Origin of the sequence: Pseudomonas sp. R37(2017), from assembly GCF_002113375.1 — a bacterium.
Classification (GTDB): Bacteria; Pseudomonadota; Gammaproteobacteria; order Pseudomonadales; family Pseudomonadaceae; genus Aquipseudomonas.
Genome location: NZ_NEHO01000007.1, coordinates 281,563 through 305,940 on the forward strand (window position 1 = coordinate 281,563; position 24,378 = coordinate 305,940).

Annotated in this window: 24 protein-coding genes; 5 read left to right on the forward strand and 19 right to left on the reverse strand. The window is 59.5% G+C overall.

What is annotated here, in order from left to right:
- Positions 1-354: 354 nt before the first annotated feature.
- The 17 genes from rffA to CAG47_RS14605 form a co-directional block, all read right to left on the reverse strand.
- A complete protein-coding gene (gene rffA, locus CAG47_RS14520) occupies positions 355-1,497 on the reverse strand; it encodes a dTDP-4-amino-4,6-dideoxygalactose transaminase (RefSeq protein ID WP_085725547.1) in 1,143 nt (380 codons plus the stop codon).
- Positions 1,498-1,570: 73 nt separating this feature from the next.
- Complete coding sequence (locus CAG47_RS14525) at positions 1,571-2,371, reverse strand: bifunctional 2-polyprenyl-6-hydroxyphenol methylase/3-demethylubiquinol 3-O-methyltransferase UbiG (RefSeq protein WP_256577433.1); 801 nt, start codon at positions 2,369-2,371, stop codon at positions 1,571-1,573.
- Between the two features lie 68 nt (positions 2,372-2,439).
- A complete protein-coding gene (locus CAG47_RS14530; protein WP_085725549.1) occupies positions 2,440-2,850 on the reverse strand; it encodes a GtrA family protein in 411 nt (136 codons plus the stop codon).
- A 5-nt stretch (positions 2,851-2,855) separates the two neighbouring features.
- Entirely contained in the window at positions 2,856-3,776 is a 921-nt protein-coding gene (locus CAG47_RS14535) for a hypothetical protein (RefSeq protein ID WP_085725550.1), read from the reverse strand.
- 30 nt (positions 3,777-3,806) lie between these two features.
- Positions 3,807-4,469, reverse strand: coding sequence for an acetyltransferase (locus CAG47_RS14540; protein ID WP_085725551.1), 663 nt, complete (start codon positions 4,467-4,469; stop codon positions 3,807-3,809).
- Positions 4,466-5,407 carry a glycosyltransferase family 2 protein gene (locus tag CAG47_RS14545; protein WP_085725552.1) on the reverse strand — a complete coding sequence of 314 codons (942 nt, stop codon included), beginning with the start codon at positions 5,405-5,407 and terminating at the stop codon, positions 4,466-4,468. Before CAG47_RS14545 ends, CAG47_RS14540 begins: the two co-directional genes overlap by 4 nt.
- Positions 5,404-6,096 carry a WbqC family protein gene (locus tag CAG47_RS14550; protein WP_085725553.1) on the reverse strand — a complete coding sequence of 231 codons (693 nt, stop codon included), beginning with the start codon at positions 6,094-6,096 and terminating at the stop codon, positions 5,404-5,406. Before CAG47_RS14550 ends, CAG47_RS14545 begins: the two co-directional genes overlap by 4 nt.
- Entirely contained in the window at positions 6,093-7,358 is a 1,266-nt protein-coding gene (locus CAG47_RS14555; protein WP_143515855.1) for a hypothetical protein, read from the reverse strand. The genes CAG47_RS14550 and CAG47_RS14555 overlap by 4 nt, the downstream gene beginning before the upstream one ends.
- A 282-nt stretch (positions 7,359-7,640) precedes the next feature.
- On the reverse strand, positions 7,641-8,351 hold the full coding sequence (locus CAG47_RS14565) for an SDR family NAD(P)-dependent oxidoreductase (protein ID WP_085725556.1): 711 nt from the start codon (positions 8,349-8,351) through the stop codon (positions 7,641-7,643).
- Positions 8,352-8,395: 44 nt separating this feature from the next.
- Positions 8,396-9,052: a DsbA family oxidoreductase gene (locus CAG47_RS14570; protein ID WP_085725557.1), complete on the reverse strand. Its 657-nt coding sequence runs from the start codon at positions 9,050-9,052 to the stop codon at positions 8,396-8,398.
- Complete coding sequence (locus CAG47_RS14575; RefSeq protein ID WP_085725558.1) at positions 9,049-9,270, reverse strand: 4-oxalocrotonate tautomerase family protein; 222 nt, start codon at positions 9,268-9,270, stop codon at positions 9,049-9,051. The genes CAG47_RS14570 and CAG47_RS14575 overlap by 4 nt, the downstream gene beginning before the upstream one ends.
- 391 nt (positions 9,271-9,661) lie before the next feature.
- Positions 9,662-10,249, reverse strand: coding sequence for a PBECR2 nuclease fold domain-containing protein (locus CAG47_RS14580; protein WP_256577434.1), 588 nt, complete (start codon positions 10,247-10,249; stop codon positions 9,662-9,664).
- Positions 10,250-10,426: 177 nt separating this feature from the next.
- Positions 10,427-11,713, reverse strand: coding sequence for an OprD family porin (locus CAG47_RS14585; protein ID WP_085725559.1), 1,287 nt, complete (start codon positions 11,711-11,713; stop codon positions 10,427-10,429).
- A gap of 258 nt (positions 11,714-11,971) precedes the next feature.
- On the reverse strand, positions 11,972-12,643 hold the full coding sequence (locus CAG47_RS14590; RefSeq protein ID WP_085725560.1) for a DsbA family protein: 672 nt from the start codon (positions 12,641-12,643) through the stop codon (positions 11,972-11,974).
- A gap of 229 nt (positions 12,644-12,872) precedes the next feature.
- Positions 12,873-13,085, reverse strand: coding sequence for a hypothetical protein (locus CAG47_RS14595; RefSeq protein ID WP_085725561.1), 213 nt, complete (start codon positions 13,083-13,085; stop codon positions 12,873-12,875).
- Between the two features lie 244 nt (positions 13,086-13,329).
- Positions 13,330-14,436, reverse strand: a complete 1,107-nt coding sequence (aguA, locus tag CAG47_RS14600) for an agmatine deiminase (RefSeq protein ID WP_085725562.1) — start codon at positions 14,434-14,436, stop codon at positions 13,330-13,332.
- Positions 14,437-14,668: 232 nt separating this feature from the next.
- Positions 14,669-17,581, reverse strand: coding sequence for an aminotransferase (locus CAG47_RS14605; protein WP_085725563.1), 2,913 nt, complete (start codon positions 17,579-17,581; stop codon positions 14,669-14,671).
- 177 nt (positions 17,582-17,758) lie between these two features.
- Here CAG47_RS14605 and rfbC point away from each other — a divergent pair, with 177 nt between their 5' ends.
- The 4 genes from rfbC (at position 17,759) to CAG47_RS14625 (ending at position 22,093) form a co-directional block, all read left to right on the forward strand.
- The gene (gene rfbC / locus CAG47_RS14610; protein WP_085725564.1) at positions 17,759-18,304 is read left to right on the forward strand and encodes a dTDP-4-dehydrorhamnose 3,5-epimerase; all 546 of its coding nucleotides are present in this window, start codon (positions 17,759-17,761) and stop codon (positions 18,302-18,304) included.
- Positions 18,305-18,397: 93 nt separating this feature from the next.
- Complete coding sequence (locus CAG47_RS14615; protein WP_085725575.1) at positions 18,398-20,206, forward strand: ATP-binding protein; 1,809 nt, start codon at positions 18,398-18,400, stop codon at positions 20,204-20,206.
- A complete protein-coding gene (locus CAG47_RS14620; RefSeq protein ID WP_085725565.1) occupies positions 20,203-21,597 on the forward strand; it encodes a sigma-54 dependent transcriptional regulator in 1,395 nt (464 codons plus the stop codon). The genes CAG47_RS14615 and CAG47_RS14620 overlap by 4 nt, the downstream gene beginning before the upstream one ends.
- Positions 21,598-21,637: 40 nt before the next feature.
- Positions 21,638-22,093: a YiiD C-terminal domain-containing protein gene (locus tag CAG47_RS14625; protein ID WP_085725566.1), complete on the forward strand. Its 456-nt coding sequence runs from the start codon at positions 21,638-21,640 to the stop codon at positions 22,091-22,093.
- 134 nt (positions 22,094-22,227) lie between these two features.
- Here CAG47_RS14625 and cysQ read toward each other — a convergent pair whose 3' ends face one another.
- Positions 22,228-23,055, reverse strand: coding sequence for a 3'(2'),5'-bisphosphate nucleotidase CysQ (gene cysQ / locus CAG47_RS14630; RefSeq protein WP_085725567.1), 828 nt, complete (start codon positions 23,053-23,055; stop codon positions 22,228-22,230).
- Positions 23,052-23,618, reverse strand: coding sequence for an ADP compounds hydrolase NudE (gene nudE, locus CAG47_RS14635; protein ID WP_085725568.1), 567 nt, complete (start codon positions 23,616-23,618; stop codon positions 23,052-23,054). The genes cysQ and nudE overlap by 4 nt, the downstream gene beginning before the upstream one ends.
- Before the next feature lie 88 nt (positions 23,619-23,706).
- Between nudE and yrfG the strand changes: the two genes are divergently transcribed.
- Positions 23,707-24,369, forward strand: a complete 663-nt coding sequence (yrfG, locus tag CAG47_RS14640) for a GMP/IMP nucleotidase (protein ID WP_085725569.1) — start codon at positions 23,707-23,709, stop codon at positions 24,367-24,369.
- Positions 24,370-24,378: the final 9 nt, after the last annotated feature.

Genomic DNA, 24,378 nt, shown 5'->3' on the forward strand with positions numbered 1-24,378 from the left:
TATTCAAAAAATCTAAAGCCCACGCAAACGTCTGTGGAAAACACTGATTTCCACCGATGGATAATTTCATCCATAGCCGCAGATCTCTCGAACATTCGAACCCTGACCCGAATTATCCACAGACGTAGAAAAGATCGGGCAATGAACTGTCGTCGACAGCAACCCAGGTAGCCAGAACCTTTTAGGCTAAGCCACGCCGTGGTGGTTCTCCCAAAGTGCGATTAGCGTCCGGCGGGCCAAGCCACCTCGACCAGATATGCGTCGCAAGGCTACAAGGAACGCGCCGAGCCGCAAGCTGCTGCGATTAACCGCAGACTCGGATCGTGCCGAACTCCGGCAGGTGTGCTTGTCGAATCAGCGACACAGTTCGTTCCGCAAGACCTCCACCACGCGTTCCTGCTGCTCGATCGACATACCTACCCACAGCGGCAGTCGCAGCAAGCGTTCCGAGAGGCTCACCGTGTTGTCCATGGCGCCATGGACACGGCCGTAACGCTGGCCAGCCGGCGAGGAGTGGAGGGGCACGTAATGGAAGACCGAATTGATGCCCTCTCGCTTGAGGGCATCGAGCACCGGTTGTCGCGGCACGTCTGCGGGCAGCAGCACGTAGTACATGTGCGCGTTGTGCTGGCAGTCGGCCGGCACGATAGGCCGGCGCAGTGCCCCGCTGGTTTCCAGCGGCGCCAGCAATTCGTGATACCGCTGCCAGATGGCAAGCCGCGCCTGCGTGATGTGTTCGGCCTCTTCCAACTGTGCCCAGAGAAACGCGGCAGTCACGTCCCCTGGAAGGAATGACGACCCGACTTCCTGCCAAGTGTACTTGTCGACCTCGCCGCGGAAGAAACGGCTACGGTCAGTGCCTTTTTCGCGAATGATTTCTGCGCGCAACACGTACGCAGGATCATTGACGAGCAATGCGCCGCCCTCGCCCGAAATGACGTTCTTGGTTTCATGGAAGCTGAAGGCGCCGAGGTCCCCGATACTGCCCAGAGCCCGGCCCTTGTATGCGGCCATGACCCCCTGTGCCGCATCCTCGACCACCTTGAGGTTGTGACGCCGGGCGATCTCCATGATCGTATCCATCTCGCAACTCACTCCCGCATAATGAACCGGCACGATTGCCTTGGTGCGCGGTGTGATGGCCGCTTCGATCAGCGTCTCATCCAGGTTCAGGGTGTCCGGACGGATATCGACGAACACGGGAACGCCGCCGCGCAAAACGAAGGCATTGGCCGTGGAAACGAACGTGAACGAGGGCATGATGACCTCGTCGCCCGGCTGGATGTCCAACAACAACGCGGACATTTCCAGCGCTGCCGTGCACGAGTGGGTCAGCAAGGCCTTGCTCGAGCCGGTACGTTCGGTCAACCACTCATGGCACCGCTTGGTGAACGGGCCATCGCCGGCGAGAATATTGCCGAACTTGGCTTCAGCGATGTAATAAAGTTCTTTCCCCGTCATGTAGGGGCGATTGAACTGGATCTTTTTGTCTTCCACCGTTTGAGCCTTCGCGCGCAAATTTTAATCGGGTCGAACCGGACATCACGTCGTTATGCAAAGCGGGGGAGCATCAACTCTTTTTCCGGGCGACAAGCAGCCTGGAAGCACCGACCGGAAAACTCACTCCCACCTTGATGAGCAAACACTCCAGCCACATCACGAAACCAAACAGCACATTGAGCGCCCTGGGTACCGCTAATTCGGCGGTCTCGCTCGTATCGCCCCGCTGTTGCTTCTTGGCGCCGCGCGAAATCATCATTGCCGGCAGCAGTAACGAGACGAACGATGTGCTGCGCACGACAGAAAACCCCGCCTCTTCCATCTTGCGATGCAGGTCGGCGGCATCGTAGCGTCGCACGTGGCAGGAATATTCATCCACCTGGCTCCACAGCCACTGATGCTGGGGCACGGTCAACAACACGATGCCCCCGGGCTTCAGGGCACGGTGCATCTGCTGGAGCACCAGGGTATCCGCCTCGATGTGCTCGATGACATCGAACGCGCCAATCACTTCGAACTCGTCGATGTAGGGGATATCACGCGCATCCATCTGCACGAACTCGGCACCGGGCAAGCGAGAGGAGGCAAACTTCAACCCGGTCGAGAACATCTCGCTGCCAAGCAACGTGGCCTTCGGAAACGCCGAGGCGACCCGACTCAGGATGAAGCCGGTACCGCACCCGATTTCCAGAAATGAACGCATGCGCGGCGCATATTTCGTCAGCGCCCATGTAATCAACCTGCCACGGGCCCGGAACCAGAAATGGCCGCTTTCAAGATGCGCGTAGGTCTCGTAGAAGTCGGCCTTGAAGCCCTCCTGCTTGTCCTCGAGTTCCGGCGCAAACGCGGCAAAACCGTTCTTTCGAGCCACCTGATGTCCACACTGGACGCATGCCCATTGCTCCGAGGCGTACGGCGTCTCGCATTCAGAACAGATCTTCACGCCTGGGTCCCATCCGGTTGGTCATGTCGAAAGACGAACAACTTGAAGACGACGAACAAGAAACCTCCTACAACGAAAATGGCAGCGGCCTGGACCCACTGATGAGGATATCCCAGCTTGTCGACCAACACCGTCAGCAAGGCCAGGTTGAGCAGATAGCCGGCTGCGTGCGCCAGGCCGAAGCGCCAGGCCGTCCCCACGACGTTGCCGCGATGCTCGAACGCCCAATTGCGGTTGCCCAGGAAGCTGATGCAGATGCCAAGCACATACAGGAAGCTCATGGCCAGCTTGAATGGGATGCCCAGCCACGTCAACGCCAGGTAGGCCGCATAGCCGACGGCATTGCAGGCGACGCCGACGACTGCGTAACGGAGAATGGGCCGGATCACGGGTCGCCAGCGCTGCATTGGAATCACTCATCTCCCCAGACGGCGATCCCGAAACCGGTCTTGCCATAGCCGTTGCCGTTATAAAGCATGTAGCGGCGACCGGCATGATCGAAGACGAACGGGTAACAGATCATCTCCGAGTCCCAACCCGACTCCGATACGTCGATTCCCACCTGCTCATCGTGTCGCGTCCATTGCACGCCATCGGACGAGGTTGCGTAGCGGATCCGGTAGGTGGGGCAGTCTTTCGTGGCCCGGGAGCAGAACCACATCCGGTACATGTCCGCATCCTTGAGCACACGCGGCACACCCAGGGCGTACTCGTGTTCGTCACGGAACCCGATGGCAACCGTGCCGTCGCGCTCCCACTCGATCCCGTCGGCGGACTCGGCATACTCGAGATGATAGAAGTGCTTCGCTTCCGAAGGGCCTTGCTCCCATCGCACACAGGAGGTGAACCAGGCCCGGAATCGTCCGGCCTCGAACTGCACCTCGGGGGTGGCGACGAAGTGAGGAAGATCGCGGGTGCGGTCGATGACGGGGCCGCGGAACAGCTTCTCGAAGCGCTGGGTGGCCTCGTTCCATTCGGCCAGGCCGATGGAATTGCGGATCTTCACCGTCACGCCCAGGTTGATCCCGGTGTAGTACAGCAGCTTGCGGCCACCGACGTTGACGATCGAATTGGGCAAGGCGCCACTGTCGTCGAAACATCCGAGGTCACCCGGTTCAAGGACCGGATCCGGATGGACGCTCAAGACCTTGGTCGGGTCCCGCATGTCGATCTCGAGGAAGCCGCCGTGTCCGCGATTGTTCTTGTCACGCGATGAGAAATAGATGCGATACAGGTCGCCGTTCACCTGCTCGGCAATGGGAATCATCGCGTGAGAATACAACCAGTCGCTCTGCCCTTCTGCGCAGAATATCTTTCCTAGTTTTTTCCACATGGGATTTCTTCAAACCAATGATGATGTTCTTTAGATGTTCCTGACGCGGGTACTCGGTACGCGCGACCGTTCGGTGGCTTGTCCGACGTACACGCCTTCGGCAGCGACATCTCCAAGTATCAGGGCGCCGGCGCCGATGATGCATTTCTCGCCAATGGTGACGTGATCGCGAAGGGTCGCGTTGACGCCGAGAAAACAGCTTTCCCCGATCGTCACACGGCCGGATACGACGATGTGCGAGGCCAGGAAACAGTGGTCTTCGATACGCGAATGATGTCCGATGTGATTGCCGCTCCACAGGGTCACGTTGTTGCCGATGCGCACGAAGGGCTGAATGGTATTGTCTTCCAGGATGAAGCAGTTTTCGCCGATGTCCTCTGTCAGCACCGAGGCTCGCGAACTGATGTAGCTGACCATTTCGTAGCCCAGCGCCTTGACTGCCAGATACTTTTCCTTGCGCATCTGGTTGAGTTTGGAATAGCCGAGCGCGACGAAAAAGGCATACCGGTCGGGCGGGTAGATCTGGGTGACTTCATCGAATGCCACCACCGGAAATCCCTTGAAGCTCTTGTCGGCCGGCATGTAGGCGGGATCGACGGCAAACGCCTCGACCTGATAGTCGGAGTCGTTGGAAAAATAATAGAGCGCGAGCTCGGCGGCGTCGGTGAGACCAAAAATTATGAGTTTTTTCATTCGATGTTCCGCACCTCAGCCTGACGGTAGACGTTCCGGACGATAGTGTAGGGTCTCTGTTTGACTTCGGAATAGATCTTGGCGAGATAAATCCCGACCACGCCGACGAATGCGATGATCAGGCCGCCGAGCAGCCAGATCGAAGCCATCAGCGACGTATAGCCGCTGGGCGGGTTCGCCAGGAGCAGCCAGTTGACGATGAGAAAGCTCGTGTAGGCGGCCGACAGCAGGAAGATCGCGCAGCCCACGACGAAGATTCCCACCAGCGGTGCACTGCTGAAGGCAGTAATCGAATTGACCAGTTGCGCCACTTTCTTTCCCAGCGTGTAGGTCGTCTCGTCACGACTGCTCTTGACGATGGTCTGCGCACGCTGATCGAAGCCGGTGATGACCCACAGACCCGCCATGAACAGCTCGCGTTCGTCATGCTGAATCAGCGCGTCCACATAGCGGCGCGACATCAGCCTGGCGACGACGATATTGTCGGGCATATCCAGCCCGCTGAGGAAACGGAAGAGTTTGTAGAACACCTGCCCGGTCCAGCGCTCGAAGTGCTTGCCTTTTCGCTGCTGCTGGACACCGTAGACCACATCGGCCTTTTCGCGCTCCATCTGCTCGCTGAACGAGAGCAACCATGCCGGATCTTCCTCCAGGTCGCTATCGATCAGGAAGACACGTTCACCGCGGGCATGTCGCAGGCCCGTCATCATGGCCTTGTGGTGGCCAAAGTTGCGCGAGAGATCGACGACCACCACGTGGTGATCGGTTTCGGTCAACTGGACGGCCAGTTCCAGGCTTGAATCGGGCGAACCGTCGTTGACCAGTACGATTTCGTAATCATCTCCGACCAGTTGTTGTGCCGCCTGGCTTGCACGGAGATGGAACTGCTCGAGGAACTTGGCCGAGCGGTAAAGCGTGGAGACGATGGACAGCTTCATGCTTTGACATGCCTCATGTAACGGTGCGCGTCCTTGCCGCAATTGAACAGCAGATCCAGGACGGTGACGCCATGGGTGAATTCCCCCCAGAGCTGCGGATACTCGGGGAAGCCGGCGTAATCGAACCATTGCAGCGCAATGCCGGCGTCGTCGAACAGCGGCGCCTCAATGTAATCCTTTGCCGCCGGCCCCGACAGGTATTGCGTCGCGCCGGCCTGCTGACAAAGGTCCACCAGCCGGGCAGTCCGGGTTTTATCGCCGGTGGACATGTAGTCCCAGCAATTGGTAATGCGGGTTTCAATACCGATGTATTGGCAAATCGCTTCCATGAACTTCCGGTTCATCGGCGACAAACCCGTATGGGTCTCCACCAGATAGAGCGGCTCGAGCCACTGGGCGACCTCATCGAAGAAAGGCGCTCGCCGATAGTTGCTCTGTAACGTTTTCCAGTGCTTGACCTGCCAGGCGGGGGCCAGTTCGACATCGCGAATGCGGCGACTGATGCCTTGCCCGACAGGCACGCTGAGCCATTGGACGCCTTGCGGCGTCTTGATCAGGTTGCGATTGCGCCAGTCGTTCTTGGTGAACTGCATGTCGTCATAGAGGATGAACTCATCGACCGCGGCGATCATGTCGAAATAGCCCTTCCAGGGTATGTAGTTCGACTGGAGAATGGCAACGGTCTTCATGGTTGCTTGATGCTCACGTCCCAGGCAGCCGGGTAGTAACACCCCTGGCATTTTGCCTGCGCGACCTGCTGGAAATGGAAGGAAATGCAGAACAACAGCGCCAGTGCCCAGAAACGCAACGCAGCCGGTGAAGGTTTGAATGCAAAATTCAGCGCAATCGCGACGAAAACCGGTGCCATCAGCAGGTAGTCATACAGGTACGGATGAATGGCAACTGCCTGTGGCCACAGCAGGCTGGTCATCACGTATTGCGAAAAAAGCAGGTAGTAGAACAGGCTGATGCCAGCCAACGGGGACGCCCCCGCCGGTGCCGCAACGCCGGCAGGTTCACGCCGTTTGATCATGCGGAAAAACGCCAACTGGGCCACCAGGAACAGGATCGGCACGGCAATGGTCGGAATTGGCCGCGGAAACTGCGGATCAAGTATCGACTTCAAGATGTTGTTGAAATAAGTGGTGTCGCCATCCAGGCCCGCGCGAAACAGCCAGCCGCTGTTGGACGAGGTGAAACCCAGTGCCTTCGATATCAGTGGGGACGGCAGATAGAAGGCAACGGCCGCGACAAGGGCCACCAATGCCAGAAGACACATCCGTCTGTCGAGACCGTCGGTGCGGCATGCCCAAACCAGCAAGGCGGCGCCCAGCAACGCCGCCGAGATCGGAGAAAACACGGCAAAAATCACGATCACTGTCATGGCTGTTGCGGACCGTTCCCGATTTTTCCAGATCAAGAATGCAGCCAGCGCCTGGAGCGCAAATATCAATGGGAACGTATTGTCGACGTTGAATCTGGCCGAAGAAATCCAGAATCCCGGCATCGACACCATGAATACGACCGATAACAGAATCAGCAGTCCCTGACCGAATGCCAGGCGCTTTTCCACCAGGCGGGACAGAAAAAAGAACGTAACGCCCGCCAGCGAAATGATGTTCAGGAAAGCCCCTGTCACTCTCATCGGTAACGCCGGCACAAACATTTCCACTTTATAGAGGGCGTACATGTAGAACAGATAAGCCGTGGCGTGGTTGGAATACGCAATCTTGTTTGCGTAGTTCTCCATCGAATAGAAGACGAGGAAACCGTGCTGCGAAAAAGTGTTTTGCTCCCAGATGGGGAACGTGAAGTTTCTCAGGCGCTCGGGCGCGCTCGCAATCTGGCTTGCCGCCTCCTGGAAGCCCAGTGAGTACACCACGCCGATGGTTATGACGACTGCCAGCAAGTATAAGCAGGAGAACAGCTTATTATTTTTTATAAAGTTCATCTATTCCAGTATTCGCAATACGCTTGGGATAATTGGTGCCAGCTTCTCGGACGGCTGAAGACTACAACGTGCAACGAAGCGAAACAACGAAATAAGGAAAAGACCATGAATACAAAGGCTTTTTCTGGTTTTAGTTACCTGGTGAATCATGGAAAAACGCCGGGGCAAACCGCTTGTAATCGGTAGTTCACCGGGGCGATGCCTGGCGTCGGGCACCATACAAAACAAAGCCCCCGCAGCAATGCAGGGGCTTTGTTGTATCCGGGGCCTGGAAAAGCGCTTTTAGTGTCCCGCGCTCTGACCTCCGTCCACGTGCAGGATTTCGCCAGTGACGAACTTGGCGCCGTCCAGATACACGACCGCTTGCGCAATATCATCGACCTCGCCCATGTGCCCGACCGGGTGCAGATTGCCCAGTGCTGCATGGGTTTCTTCGCCGTGCATCGGGGTCTTGATGATGCCGGGGCTGACAGCGTTCACCCGAATCCCGCGCTTGGCGTATTCGATGGCCAGGGATTTGGTTGCCGCGTTGAGGCCGCCCTTGGTCAGCGATGCCAACACCGATGGCACGCCGTCGATGGCGTGGTCCACCAGGCTGGTGGTGATGTTGACGACGTGGCCGCTGCCCTGTTTTTCCATCTCGGCGATGGCGAGTTGGGTGATGTAGAAGAAGCCATTGAGGTTCACTGACAGCACATTGGCGTAGTCTTCTGCGGTGTACGCGGTGAACGGTTTGGCGACGAAGATCCCGGCGTTGTTGACCAGGGTATCGATGCGGCCGAAACGGGAGATCGCTTCACGGATGACGCGCCGGGCGGTTTCCGGCTCGCCGATGTCGCCGGCCACGGTGAGGATGTCCGGATCGGTGGACGGTTTGATCGAGCGCGAAGTGGCGACGATACGGTAACCAAGTTCACGAAAGGCTTTGACCATACCGTCGCCGAGACCCTGGGAGGCGCCGGTGATTACGATGACTTTTTTCGAAATGCTCATGATGAAGACCTCTGACCATTAAAAGTGGGATAGAAAATCGGTAATCAAACTTCGGCCGCTGCCTTGGCCATTTGTCGCAACATTTGTTCGTAGTACTCGACCGATTGCGAGCCGGACACCAGGTGGCGACCGTTGAGCACCAAGGCCGGGACCGAATTGATGCCACGCTGCTGGTAGTACGCTTCAAGCGCCCGCACCTCATCGGCGAACGCACCGGACGCCAGCACCTCTTGTGCACTTGCCCCATCCAGCCCCGCTTCAGTCGCCAGCCGCACCAGTGTCGACTGATCACTCGGGTTCTGGCCTTCGCTGAAGTAGGCCCGTAGCAGCACCTTCTTCAGCTCGACTTGCCGCCCCTCCTGCAACGCCCACAGCAACAAACGGTGCGCATCGAAGGTGTTGTAGAAATGCGTACGCTTCTCCAGATCGAACTTGAAGCCGATGGCCTCGCCGCGAGCGATCTGCATGACCTTGCCAGCGGCGATGTCGTCGGTGGTTCTGCCGTACTTGCGCATCAGGTGCTCGACCGCTTGCTCACCTTCGGCCGGCATGTTCGGGTTCAACTCGAACGGCTTGTAGGTCAGCTCGACCGAGACTTCCCCGGCCACGTTTTCAATCGCTTGTTCCAGCGCCGTCACCCCCAGCGCGCACCAGGGGCACACCACATCGGAAATGAAATCGATGGTGACGGAGGCCGTCATGACTTCTCCTCCGCCTCGGCCAGTTGCTTGCGGTACTGGGTGGTGGTGATGCCGGCGTAGCCCCAGTTATCGGTATCGACTTCCTCGATCACGATGTGGGTCAGGTCAGGGCGTTTGTTGAGGACGCGCTCCAGTGTTTCAGTGATCTCGGCAATCACCTGAGCTTTCTGCTCGGTAGTAACGCCATCGCGGGTGATGCGTACGGATACGAAAGGCATGAGGGAAACTCCAGTGACCTTCCCGTCGGGATGATGGGAGAGGTGTTGGAGGTGAATGTAGGAGGTTGGCTGGAGGGGATAAAGGTGGGGACGGGAACTTCATTCATTACGTGGTGTAATGAATTTTATTGGATTCTATACCGTTTTTTCTGTCGTCCATTTGATACGCGCGACTTCGCCGATCTGACCACCACAAGGCTGCAGCTCGCGGTTGACACACCCATCATCTGTGACAGAGAATTTGCCCAAGAGCGCGAAACCGACTGCCTTCAGGTGGCAATAGTCGGCGTTAGGAACCCCGTTGATGACCTGAAAATCAGCGCTCGGGTGAGACCTCTTCTCCCTTGCTTGAGGGAGCAAAATATCAAGCAAGCTTCTCAAAAAAAGCAGCCTACTCAGGCTGCTTTTTTTGTTTGGATAGTAGGTAACGCTGATAAACCAATCCGCCGTGCCGGTGCTTGTTCAGCGCCTTTTTGTCACAATTCATGAAGTTCCAAAGTACATACCCACGGTCAACATGGATTACTACCAACATTTGGTACTTTGTGGGGTATATGCCAATGAAGGCGAGACGATAGGAACCATCGCTGTAGGAAACCCGCCAGATTTCCAATGGATTATTCAGCGTATCTACAGCAAATTCAGTGAAGCGCTCTCGGGCGTTCGGGCGCTTTTCCACAATGTGACGTAGATGCTCAAGCCGAACTGTCACGGGTAAATATGGCGTTTCGATCAGCACCGTGTCAGTCCCTTCATGCAATCCAAAACCCAGTGCTACTTGCCTTAGAGCGGAGCAGACATCAACGGCTCCAGGTAGCTCTCGAATCACCTTGTTTTCCAAGGGTATCGGCATGTCCCGCAGATCCGGCAAACCTAAATCCCTCCAGTTTTCCTGATCAGGAGCTTCCTTTACCCCTGGAGCTTTCATTCGGTGATCTCTCACGATAACAACTGCTATTTCAGCTTGTTGAATCGTCACGAGAAATCAGGTAGGTCCTCTTTTTTCCTCAGAGACTTCCGACAATCTTGAAGGGCATCGCCATTGCCATTGAAAGAGCCGCTTGGAAAAGCCCTAAACCAAAAAAGAGCCCCGAACCAGTCGGGGCTTCTTCTTTTTTCTCAGCCTTTGATCAGGCCTCGACACCACAACCCATCATCAGAAGACGTTGATCGGGTAATCCACGAACACACGCACTTCGTTGCCGCTGACGTTGTATTCGCTCGACTTCTGCGACACGCGCAGGACCGAGCTGCGCAGTTTCACGCTGAGGTCTTTGGCCGGGCCGCTTTGGACGACGTATTTGATCTGGTTGAAGATCTCGCGCTCGGTGCCGCCTTCGCTGGTGGAGGTGGTGATGTTGTCACCGCGCACGTAGGCCACGTTGTAGCTCAGGCCCGGTACACCGAAGGTGCTGAAGTCCAGGCCGTAGCCCAGCTGCCAGCTGCGTTCGTCTTCGGCGTTGAAGTCGGACCAGTAGGAGTTCGCCAGGTAGATGGTGTTGCCACCGTCGCCGACGCGACCCTGGTCTTTCTGGTAGCCGCCGTAGGCGTAGCCCAGGTTGCTGTCGCCGGTGCTGCGCTGGTGTGCGAGGGTGAACGAGTGCGGGCCGGTGATGAAGGTGGCGGCCAGGCTCCAGATCTTGTTGTCGTCGCCGGTGATACCGTTTTCGCGGACGTAGGAATCGTCCAGCTTGGTGCGGTAGCCGTTGAAGTCCAGGGTCAGGGACTGATCCTTGTCGATCGGGAACACGTAGTTGGCGTTCACGTATTGCTTCTTCAGCACGTCTTCGACGTCGGAAGCGTACAGCGCAGCCTTGAACTGTTCAGTGAACTGGTAGCTACCGCCCAACACGTTGATCGACTTCAAGCCACCGCTGTCACGGCCTTCAGCGCTTTTACGCGACTCGGCGGTGAAGCGACCGGCGTCCAGTTGCAGGCCGTTGATCTCTTTGGAAGTGATCAGGGTGCCGGTGTAGCTTTCTGGCAGCAGGCGCGAGTTGTCGTAGTTCAGTACCGGCAGGGCCGGCATCTGGTCGCCGTAGGTCAGGGTGGTGCTGGACAGGCGGAACTTGATCGCCGCGCCGCCTTTGGACAAGTCGTCAGCCGGCTGGCCACTGTCGCCCTTCTTGAAGAAATCGATGCCTTGCGCGCCGCTACGGTCTTCGCTGCGCTCCAGGTTCAATGCGTACAGACCGAACGCGTCCACCCCCACACCCACGGTGCCTTGGGTGAAGCCGGACGAGAACGTACCGATGGCCGCCTGGCCCCACTCGGATTTATCCGGGTTGCCGTCTTTGAAATCACGATTGATGTAGGCGTTGCGCAGCAGCACTTTGAGGCTGCTGTCTGCAACAAAACCCTTGGATTCGGCCTGGTCGTTCGCCATGGCCGGCGTTGCGCTCAACATCCCCAGAGCGATCAGGCTGATTCGCTTGTTCAACATTATTTTTTTCCTTGATACGGTTGATACGCGCTGTGTCGAACGGCCGAAACGGCGCTATCGCGCTCTTGTTTCAAGGCGAAAACAAAAAGGCCCGCCCACGATTTCTCGCGGCGGGCCTTTTATTGTTTTTGAGTCGTGGCAGTCGGCCACAGGCGTTGGGCCGAATCGTAGCCGCGCCCTTAAGAGCGTGTCAATTTCATGAATCTTCTACAAATAGGCAAAAAACGTCTAAGAAACTGCTTTACGCGGCAGGAATATTCAATCGACACAACCTTCGAGGCCGCAAGTTGCTACGGAACTGGATGAGTCCTGATCCGGAAGCGACTGACCCAACCATTGTGCAAATGCCTGAGGTTTGCCCAGCCATGGCCCGATATCGATCAGGGTGAATTGGTCATTGTGCTCAAGCACCAGGGTCGGAAAGCCCTGCCCGCCAACTTTTGCCAGGAACGCCCGGCTGCTCCTGATATGACCTTCGGTGTCGGCCGCCCGGAAGGCTCCTTCGAAGGCTTGAGGGTCCAGTCCCATGCCACGGGCCAGTTCAAACAGTACCGATTCGTCGGCAATGCGGCGCCCTTCCACGTAGTGAGCACTTTGCAAACGCCCCAATAATTCCAACCCGCGACCGGCCATTTGCTCGGCAGCCAGTACCGCAGCGATGGGTGGCGCCGAATCGAACACAGCGCTGTGATCACGCAGCAAACCTTCGAAATAGGCTTCACCGAACGGCTGCCCGCTGTATTCGGCAATGCGCCGGTCGTGGGGCATGACGTAATTGCGCAGTTGTGGCGAAACCTTTTGCCGATTGGCACCCGTCATCATGCCACCGCCGTGGGCAATCACGGGCAGCACAGCCTGGGCGGCTTGCACCAGCGGTTTGGCTCCGTAGCACCAACCGCACAACGGGTCGTAGATGTAATGCAGGACCATGGGAAGGCTCCGACAGAAATTGGGGAAAATTCGATGTCGACAGATTAGTGCCTCAGCAGTCCCGGAAAAACGCCGGATCGGCTTTCAGACTGTTGCTTGAATCGGTCGAATGGCTTTGCCACAAAACCCAGGTCCGTTCGCAATAGCGGTGATTGCATGAATCTGCGCACAAAAAAAAGCGCTGCCATCCCGGCAGCGCTTTTTTTTGATCAATCCGTTGTTGTTCTTCTTATCCTTCCATTACATCCCACAACGCATCCAGTTCCGCCTCGCTGAAAAAACCAGCGGGGTAGCGCTCGATCATCGTCCGGCGCGGATCAGTTTCGCTGATCTGACGCATTCCATTGGACTTGAACCAGTGCGCCAGAATCTGGAGCGATTCGCTGTTTACTGCCAGGGGATGCAACGCCTTGTCGCTCACCACGTTCACTTCGGCGTTCATTTCAGCGCTCTCTCCCGGTTTGTGAGCGGCTAACTTATCCAAGGTTTATGACAGAACATCGAAGTCCTCCCCCTCCCCGAGTTACAAAAGCAGAGATACAAGAGCTGTGCCAAGGTTTCCGAAGTGTGGGGAAGTGGATGCAAAAAAGCCCGCGACCCTTATGGGCCGCGGGCTCTGCGCATCACTGAAGGCTGATCGACAGCTTGAGGAATTTCGCAATCAACTCAAGCTGTTACAACCTCACTCACTCTTTGTGCGGCGCGGGTTGCTGCTGGGTAAGGCAGTGAATATTGCCACCCCCCAGTAACAGTTCGCGGCCAGGCACCATCACCACTTCATGCTGTGGGAACAGGTTCTGCAGGATTTCCTTTGCCGGGCCATCCTGTGGGTCATCAAAGCACGGCGCGATGATGCCGCCGTTGACGATCAGGAAGTTCACATAGGAACCGGCCAGGCGAACAGTCGGGTTACGTTCCTGGGTACCGTCCACCGGGTCGACACCGGCACACTCTTCCTCAGTCGCAAACAGCGGACCCGGGATCGGCATTTTGTGCACAATGAACGGGCGACCCTTGGCGTCGGTGCTGCTTTGCAGCACTTTCATCGCGGCCTGGCAGCGCGGGTAGTTCGGGTCCTGCGGATCATCGGTCCAGGCCAGCAGCACTTCACCCGGACGTACGTAGCAGCAGAAGTTATCCACATGCCCGTCGGTTTCGTCGTTGAACAAGCCGTCCGGCAGCCAGATGATTTTATCCACAGCCAGGTTCGCACTCAGGACCGCTTCGATTTCCGCACGATTCATGTGCGGGTTGCGATTGCGGTTGAGCAGGCATTCTTCGGTGGTAATCAGGGTGCCTTCGCCGTCGACGTGAATCGAGCCGCCTTCAAGCACGAAGCCTTCGGTACGGTAACGCGCGCTGCGCTCGATCTCGAGGATCTTGCCGCCAACCTGCGAGTCGCGGTTCCATGGCGAATACAGGCCGCCGTCGAAGCCGCCCCACGAATTGAAGTCCCAGTTCACACCACGGACTTCACCCTTGTTATTGATGACAAAGGTCGGGCCGGTATCGCGGACCCAGGCGTCGTCACTCGACATTTCCACAACACGAATGTTCGGCACGTCCAGACGGGTACGGGCGTTTTCGTACTGGCCAGCGGAAACCGCCACGGTTACCGGTTCGAAACGGGCGATGGCCTTGGCCACCGCCACGTGCGCGGCTTGTGCCGGCTTGCCTCCCAGGCGCCAGTTGTCCGGGCGCTCGGGCCAGATCATCCAGGTTTGGGTTTGGGGTGCCCATTCGGCCGGCATGTAGAAGCCGTCGGCGCGAGGGGTGCTGTTCAACGTAGTCATGGCTCAGGACTCCAGAGTGGCATTGATGCCTGACAGAAAAGGAAAGCGCAGTGCTACACGCCGTGGACTGTGTCACTTTATAGCCGATAAATATCGGCTTTTAAAGCGTACTCAATCCACGGTTACAAAATTAATCGATAAAAGGCCGATATCAATCGAACTAAACTCACCGCCTCTGTGGGAGCGGCGGTGCGGCGATCCCACATTGGCCCTCATTCACAGGTGGATCGGCTTACAGCCCTTCCGCAAGCACCTTCGACAGCATGTCCACGAAGAAATCCACGCTCTGGCGCGAAGTGACCATCGGTGGCTTGATCTTGAGGATGTTCAGGTAGTCGCCGGTCGGCTGCATGAAGATCCCCAGTTCACGCAAGCGATCGCACAGTGCGGTGGTTTCTTCGGTGGCCGGCTCCAGGGTTTCGCGGTTGCGGATCAGTTCGACGCCCAGGTAGAAACCGGAACCGTGCACCGCGCCCACTAACGGATGAATATCGATCAAGGCTTCGAGGCGCTTCTTGAAGTGCCCGCCAACGATCTGGGCGTTCTCCCAGAGTTTTTCTTCTTCCATCACATCCAGCACGGCCATGCCGACCTGGCAACTGACCGGGCTGCCACCGGCGGACGAGAAGAAGTAACCCTCGGCCTCCAGCGCCTCGGCGATTTCCCGGCGAGTGATGACCGCGCCCAGTGGCTGGCCGTTGCCCATGCCCTTGGCCATGGTGATGATGTCCGGTACCACGCCCTGTTCTTCGAAGCCCCAGAAAAAATCGCCCATGCGCCCGTAGCCGACCTGCACTTCGTCGGCGATGCATACACCGCCCCGGGCCCGGACCATGCCATAGACCTGCTTCAAGTAGCCCGGTGGCAGCGAGATACCGCCAGCATTTCCGTACACCGGCTCGCAGATGAAACCGCCCAGTTGGCGTTTCTGCTCGGCGATTTTCGCCAGGTTGTGTTCGACGCTGCGCACGTAGTCAGGCGTACTGTCTGGCCCACGGAATTCACCGCGATAGGTGTTTGGCGCGGTCACCGGGTGTACCCAGTCCGGGCGGCTGCTCAGTGCCTTGGGGTTATCGGCGATCGAGGTCGACACCGAATCCGCGCCGACCGTCCAGCCGTGATAGGCCTCCAGCACGCTGAGCATGTCGCGGCCGCCGCTGTAGGCCCATGCCAGGCGAATCGCCAGGTCGTTGGCCTCGCTGCCGCTGTTGACCAGGAACACACGATCCATGCCGTCAGGGGACAGCTTCAACAACCGCTCGGAGAACTCGGCCACGGCTGCGTAGTTGAAGCGCGAGTTGGTGTTGAGCAGGGACCACTGGCGGCTGGCGACCGCTGCCATGCGCGGGTGACCGTGACCCAATACCGCGACGTTGTTGAGCATGTCGAGATAGGAGCGGCCCTGCATGTCGATCAAATGGTTGCGCCAGCCGCGTTCGATGCGCGGCGGGTCAACGTAATAGTGTTTCTGCGTGCGGGCAAAGCTGGCATCGCGCCGGGCCAGCAAGGTCGCTCCGTCGAGCTCGGCTTCGGCATCACAGGCCAGCCCCAGCAGTGCCGCCGGCGATGGGCACAACGCTTGCCAGGCCGCCGCGCGCGAAGGTGCGCAGAACAACGGCGCATCGACCGACGCGCCACGGCACAACTGCACGATCAAAGGCCCGTCGACCGAGCCCAGTACCTGGCCTTTGACCACTGCCGCGCCACTGTGCAGCGACGGCGTGACGCCCCAAAGCCGCACACTCGACTGCGGACCGTCCAGTTGCAGCACGCCCGCCGATGGGTGATGCACCACCCCGGCAAACGGCGCTTCGACCGCCGTGCCCTGAGGCACGCGCAACTCGACGTGCAACGGGCAAGTGTCCGGTTCAGTGGCACTGTCCGGTCGGGTGCGGGACAGGCGGTATTGTCCATAGCGGCTGGCCGCCAGGCCGTGTACCGCGGCCGCTTCATCCAGCAGGCGCTGATCGACACCCTCCTGTTCCCAGTTCCCGGCCTCGAAATGCGGGCTGAGCACACCCAGGTCGATCAAGGCGAACTCACGCCCTACCAGGCTCGGCAACAGCGGCACGAAACCTTCGCTGCCAATGGCGGGCAAATGCTGGCCGACGGCCGTGAGGATCGCCGCTTCCATCAATGCCAACGGCACCGACGTGGCCACACGGAAGATTTCCCACTCATGGACCAGATTATCGCGGCTGTAGGCATTGCCCGGGTCGATGCTGACCTGCTGTTCGCCACTGAGCACCAGCACCGCCGCGCGGGCGACGATCAGCGGCCACAGTGCCAGCAGTTCTTCATGTTGCAACGGGTTGACCGCGTGATAGGCCTGGATTGCCGGCAAAATGCAGAACGGATCGCCCTCGCCATGATGCAGCAGCGCCGCGCAGGTCACCGACAGATCGGTAATGCGCCAGGTGCGCACCAGGTCGCCGAAATCGATCACGCCTTGCAACTGCCAATGGCGTTGCGCATCGCGCTGCCACACCACGTTGTCGTCGGTGATGTCCATGTGAATGGCCTGCACCGGCAGCCTGGCTTCCAACGGCTGCAAATGCCGTTCGGCCTGTGCGGACGCTTCGACGATCAATTTGCGCTGGGCTTCATCCTTGATCACTGGCAACAAGTGCGCGATCAAGGCGTGAGCATGGCGGGCGTCCCACTGCAGGGTTCGTTCCAGGCCTGGATGGTCGAAATCCGCCAGGGCCAGGTCCATTTCGCCGCACAGGCGGCCGAAACCGGAGACCACCGCGGGGGTGAAATACTCGAGGCTGGTCAGCGGCTGGCCTTCGATGTAATCGAGCAGGCGAACCTGTACCGCCTGGCCCCCCACATCCAGAGACAGCAGGTCTGCACCGTTTTTTGCGGCGATGACACGCGGCACATGGACATCGGGGTGCGCGCCCAGGTGTTTGAGCCCGGCATGTTGTGCCTGCAGCTCCAGTACCGAGTAGTCGCCACGGCAGATTTTCAGGACGAAACGTCCCTGTTCGCTGTCGACGCGGTAGTTGAGGTCTTGCTGGCTGCCAAGGGCGTGCAACTTTCCGCTGAGCCCGTAATGTTCTTCCAGCAGCTCTAGCGCTTGCTCCGCAGTCACTTGCGGGCTGGGCAAACTGGCGCGATGAATCAACGTGGCGAGCGGCATACAACGACCCCTGAAAATTTGTCAGGCGCCTATATCGCCACTGCTTCGGGCGATACGCAACCCCCCCGGGGGCCGGTATGAGGGCATTTGTGGGGGCAGGCTTGCTCTGGTACTCGCCTCGATCAACGCTTTGCGCAAGAATGACGGCCATTAAACGCATGCCTCTGGAGAGCAACCATGAATGTAGTGACCACCGACCTGCCCGGTGTTCTGATCCTCGAACCCAAGGTCTTTGGTGACGAACGTGGTTTCTTCTACGAAAGCTTCAACGCCAGGGCCTTCAAAGAGGCCACCGGACTGGATACCGAGTTCGTTCAAGACAATCACTCCCGTTCACAGAAAGGCGTGCTGCGCGGACTGCATTACCAACTGGAAAATACCCAGGGAAAACTGGTCCGCGTCACGGTGGGTGAAGTGCTGGACGTGGCCGTAGACATCCGTCGCAGCTCGCCGCATTTCGGTAAATGGGTCGCCGTGCGCCTGTCCTCCGACAACCATCGCCAGCTCTGGGTCCCGGAAGGTTTCGCCCACGGGTTCGTCGTACTGAGCGAATTTGCCGAATTCCTGTACAAAACCACCGACTATTACACGCCATCGGCCGAGCGCAGCATTCGCTGGGACGACCCGGACCTGGCCATCGACTGGCAACTGGAAGGCACACCGCAGCTGTCGGCGAAAGATCAGGCCGGCGTGTTTTTCAAGGATGCCGACGTCTTTGCCTGAAACACCGGCCAACGCTCGTCGATCAAGATGCAGCTGACCCAAGGCGTGCAAGCCTAGGCATAATGCGCCTGTACCCACAGGCGCCCGATGCTCATGACTCCTACCCTTCCCCCCAGACCCCGTTGGCGCAGCCTGGCCCTGCTGGCACTGTGCCTGGCCCCCTTGCTGTGGCCGCTGGAGCATCTGGCCGAGCGTTATTACCGCAGCGAGTTGGCCAGTCAGAATCGTCAGACCCTCGACCTCTATGTCGCCAACCTGTTGGGTACCCTGCACCGCTATGAAGTGTTGCCGCAGATCCTCGGCGACCTGCCGGCCCTGCGCGCCGTGCTCGGTGCACCGGACGATGGCGTTACCCAGGGCAACGCCAACCGCCTGCTGAAAAATATCGCCACCCAGACCGGCGCCGAAGTCATGTACCTGATGGACGCCACCGGCAAGACCCTGGCCGCCTCCAACTGGGACAAGCACGACAGCTTCGTCGGGCGCAATTTTTCCTTCCGGCCATATTTCAGCGAAGCCATGGCCGGGCGGCTCGGGCGCTTTTTCGGTTTGGGCACTACCTCCGCCAAGCGCGGTTACTTCTTCGCCGCCGGTGTACGCGATGGCGAAAAAATTGTCGGTGTGCTGGTGGTCAAGGTTGACCTCGACCACACCGAAAGCCTCTGGGGCAAAACCCCGGAACAACTGCTGCTGACCGACCACAATGGCGTGGTCATTCTCACCTCGCGACCGGAGTGGCGATTCCGTTCGACACGCCCGCTGAACGAGAACGAAAGCAAAGCCATTACGGCGATACAACCCTACCCAACCCGCGAGCCCAAACCGCTGAAGCTCAACCCCAATGCCTGGCTGACCCAGACCCGGCAGATTGCCGAAACCGGCTGGGACGTCAGCATCCTCGCCCCGCGCACCTTGATCGACCGCCCGGTGCGCACGGTGGTGGCCATCGGTGGCGCAGCGTTGCTGGTGTTGATGCTGCTGCTCGGCCTGATGATGCAGCGCCGTCGCCATTATCTCGAACGCATTGCTTTCGAAGCCAAGGCCCGCCGCGAGCTGGAAGGCCGGGTCGCCGAGCGCACCAGCGATCTCGAAGGCCTGAACCGGCGCCTGAAACAGGAAGTGCTGGAGCGTGAACAGGCCCAGCAGGAACTGGTACGCGCCCAGGATGATCTGGTGCAGGCCGGCAAGTTGTCGGCACTGGGCACGATGTCGGCGAGCATCAGCCACGAACTCAATCAGCCGCTGGCAGCGATTCGCAGCTACGCGGAAAACGCCGAGGTACTGCTCGATCACCAGCGCACCGACGATGCCCGCGGCAACCTCAAGCTGATCAGCGAATTGACCGGTCGCATGGCCTCGATCATCGCCCACCTGCGCGCCTTCGCCCGGCGCGACCGCCACGCCCCGGAAAGCGTCGCCCTGCAACCGGCGCTGGACGATGCCCTGGCCTTGCTGGCCAAGCGTCGACGCAGCATGGACGTCGAGCTGATCCGCGACTTGCCCGCCGCCACCCTGTGGGTCGAGGCCGGGGAAACCCGCCTGCGCCAGGTGCTCGGCAATCTGCTGGCCAACGCCCTGGATGCCCTGACGGAAAAAGGCCCGCCACGTAAACTCTGGCTAAGTGCCCAATCCACGGCCGATGGCGTCAACCTGTACATTCGCGACAACGGTCCCGGTTTTTGCATGGAAGCCCTCGGGCGCGCCAGCGAGCCGTTCTACACCACCAAGACCCGCACCCAGGGCCTGGGTCTGGGGCTGGCGATTTGCGAAACCCTGATGCGCGCCTTCGGTGGTGAACTGTCGTTCGCCAATCACAAAGAGGGCGGCGCTTTGATTACCCTGAAGCTGCGCGCAGGCGCACCCGGCGTGAGCCTGCAACCGTCCGAGGACCGAAGTGCATGACCATCGACAACCGCATTCAGGTCGTGTTGATCGACGACGATCCCCACCTGCGCCAAGCCCTGAGCCAGACGCTGGACCTGGCCGGCCTGAAAATCCTGCCGCTGGCCGAAGCCAAGGGCCTGGCCGCGCAACTGGAGCGTGACTGGCCGGGTGTGGTGGTCAGCGACATCCGCATGCCCGGCATGGACGGTCTGGAACTGCTGACCGAATTGCATGCCCAGGACCCCGAGCTGCCGGTGCTGCTGATCACCGGCCACGGCGATGTGCCGTTGGCGGTACAGGCCATGCGCGCCGGGGCCTATGACTTCCTGGAAAAACCCTTCGCCAGCGACGCCCTGCTCGACAGCGTGCGTCGCGCGCTGGCCCTGCGCCGGCTGGTGCTGGACAACCGCAGCCTGCGGCTGGCCTTGAGCGACCGCAATGAACTGAGCACCCGCCTGGTTGGTCACTCACCTTCGATGCTGCGCCTGCGCGAGCAGATCGGCGCCCTGGCCGCGACCAAGGCCGATGTGCTGATCCTCGGCGAAACCGGCGCAGGCAAAGAAGTCGTGGCCCGGGCGTTGCACGATTTATCCAACCGCCGCAACGGACCGTTCGTGGCGATCAATGCCGGTGCCCTGGCCGAATCGGTGGTCGAAAGCGAGCTGTTCGGTCACGAGCCCGGCGCCTTCACCGGCGCGCAGAAACGCCGCATCGGCAAGTTCGAATTCGCCAACGGCGGCACGCTGTTCCTCGATGAAATCGAAAGCATGAGCCTGGATGTACAGGTCAAACTGCTGCGCTTGCTGCAAGAGCGGGTGGTCGAACGCCTGGGTGGCAATCAACTGATTCCGCTGGACATCCGCATCATCGCCGCTACCAAGGAAGACCTGCGCCAGGCGGCCGATCAAGGGCGTTTCCGTGCCGACCTGTATTACCGCCTGAACGTTGCGCCGCTACGAATTCCACCACTGCGCGAACGGGGCGAGGATGCGCTGATGCTGTTCCAGCATTTTGCCGATGAAGCCAGTGCCCGCCACGGTTTGCCGCCCCATGAACTGCAACCGGGGCAACGTGCCTTGCTGCTGCGCCACACCTGGCCCGGCAACGTTCGCGAGCTGCAAAACGCCGCCGAGCGCTTTGCCCTTGGACTGGAACTGGCCCTCGACAACAACTCGCCGGATGGCAGCGCCGACAACCGGGTTGCAGCCGTCAGCGGAGGATTGAGCGAGCAAGTCGAGAACTTCGAAAAAACACTCATCGCCGCTGAACTGGCGCGCTCGCACAGCTCCGTGCGCAGCGTCGCCGAAGCCCTCGGCATTCCGCGCAAGACCTTGCACGACAAGCTGCGCAAACACGGCCTGAGCTTCGCCGACGGTGGCGCCTCGGCCCACTCTGACGACCTCGACTGAGCCACCGTCCAATCATCCACTTGAAACAAGAGGCCCCTGAATGAGCCGCGACAGTCGACAACTGGAATCAGTCCTCCATCACGACATTCCCCTCACCCGGGACATGGGTCTCAAAGTGCTCGACTGGCATGACCAGCAACTGCGCCTGTACTTGCCGCTGGAAGCCAACGTCAACCACAAGAGCACCATGTTCGGCGGCAGCCTGTATTGTGGCGCGGTCCTGGTCGGTTGGGGCTGGCTGCATTTGCGCCTCAAGGAAGAAGGCATTACCGACGGGCACATCGTGATTCAGGAAGGGCAGATCAGCTATCCGCTGCCGGTGACGGGCGATGCCAACGCCATTTGCCAGGCACCGGACCCGGTGATCTGGAAGAAATTCCTGACCACCTTCCAGCGATATGGCCGAGCGCGATTGACGCTCAATACGCGGGTCGTCAATGACGGCCGTGATGAGGATGCGGTGAGGTTTGTCGGGCAGTACGTACTGCACCGTTAAGCACCATTACTCCTGTAGGAGCGAGTGCCCGCTTGCGGCACGCTCGCGATGGTCGTCAACGATAATGCGGGCAACCTGACACCCCGCGGTGCCTGGTCCTCCATCGCGAGCATGCCGCAAGCGGGCACTCGCTCCTACAGGGCTGCGAGCGCCAGCAGTTTCTCCCGCCACGCCGCCTTGGCCGGCAACGCCAGAAAGAACGGGTTCAACAGCGACTCCCGCGCCGGATAGCTGAACGGCTCGCCACTCAGCTCCAGCACTTCACCGCCCGCGCCTTCCAGCACACCTTGCGCCGCCGCCGTGTCCCACTGCGAAGTCGGCGCCAGGCGCGGATAACAATCCGCGACCCCTTCAGCCAGCAGACAAAATTTCAGCGAACTGCCGATATTGGCCAGTTGCAGCTCGCCAAGGCTTGCGCTCAAACCCGCCAGCAAACGCTCCTGCTCCGGGCTCGAATGGCGACGGCTGGCGACCACTGTGAATGACTCACCTGGCGCCAGCGCATCACGCACCTTGATCGCCACGGGCGTGTCACCTTTATCGCCACGCCAGGCACCGAGGCCGGCGCCACCAACATAGAAGCGACCGTTGGTCGGCATCGACACCACGCCGAACACCACTCGACCTTTTTCGATCAGGGCGATGTTGACGGTGAACTCTTCGCTGCCGCTGATGAACTCCTTGGTGCCGTCCAGCGGATCGACCAACCACCAGCGCTGCCATCCAGCCCGCACGCTTTGGGGAATGTTGGCGTCCTCTTCGGAGAGCACCGGGATGCCCGGATCGAGCGCCGTCAGCCCGGCCAGGATCAGGTGATGCGCAGCCAGGTCGGCCGCGGTCACCGGCGAATCATCAGCCTTTGCCGTGACGGCGGTGCCTGTGCGCCAGAACGGCAGGATCGCGTCACCGGCCTGCAAGGCCAGTTCAACCACCGGCGCCATCAACGGGTGCGGGAAATTCATGGCTGGAACGCTCCACGCTGAGTCAACAGATCTCGGGCCAGATACAGCGCCGCCAAGGCACGGCCTTCAGTGAATTGCGGGTTTTGCGCCAACGCCGAGAGTTCACGCAGATTGACCTTGTCCACCCGCATCGGCTCGGGTTCGTCACCCTCCAGACGCTCTTCGTAGAGGTCAGTGGCCAGCACCACCTGGATCTTCTGGCTCATGTATCCGGGAGACAGCGACAACTCGGTCAGGTGCTCCAGTTGCCGCGCGCCGAAACCGGCCTCTTCCTTGAGCTCACGCTCGGCCGCCGCCAGCACGTCTTCACCCGGTTCGATCAAGCCCTTGGGCAACGACATTTCATATTCATCCGTACCGCCGCAATACTCCTCGACCAGCACCGCATGCTCGGCATCGAGCATCGCCACAATCATCACCGCGCCGTACCCGGCCCCCTTGCCGACCAGCCGTTCATAGGTGCGCTCTACGCCGTTGGAAAAGCGCAACTTCAGCTCTTCGACGCAGAACAATCGACTGGTGGCGACAATTTCGCGGGCGAGTAGGGTGGGTTTCTGGCGCATGCAAAGCTCCTTGGCGTGAACGCGCTACTATAACGCGGCTTTCCCGATTGTTTACGCCAGAAATCTTTCTACTGCCCGAGACGTTGCCATGCCTTCATTACCCTGGTCCGACATCGATACCGTTCTTCTGGACATGGACGGCACGCTTCTGGACCTGCATTTCGACAACCACTTCTGGATGGAGCACCTGCCCCAGCGTTACGCCGAACTGCACGGGGTCAGCCGGGCCATGGCCGAGATGGAATTGCAGCCGTTGTTCGAGCGCAATGCCGGCCAGTTGCAGTGGTACTGCCTGGACTTCTGGAGCGCCGAACTGAAGCTTTCGGTGCGCGACCTGAAACTGGAAACCGCCCATCTGATCGCCCTGCGACCGGATGCCGATACCTTTCTGGCGGCGATCAAACGGGCCGGCAAGCGCGTGGTGCTGATCACCAATGCCCATCGGGATGCACTGTCCTTAAAGCTGGAAAAAATCGAACTGGCGCCGTACTTCGAGCGGTTGATCAGTTCCCATGACTACGGCTTCCCCAAGGAAAACCCGCAGTTCTGGGATGCGTTGCAAACCGACATCGGTTTCGATCCGGCGCGCAGCCTGTTCATCGACGACACTTTGCCGATCCTGCGCAGCGCAAGGGACTTTGGCGTCGCGCATTTGCTGGCCGTGCGCGAACCGGACAGCCGCAAGGGGCCGAAGGATACGGCGGAGTTTGCGGCGGTCGGGGATTATCTGGATTTGATTGCAGGGCTCTAGACCGAGTTG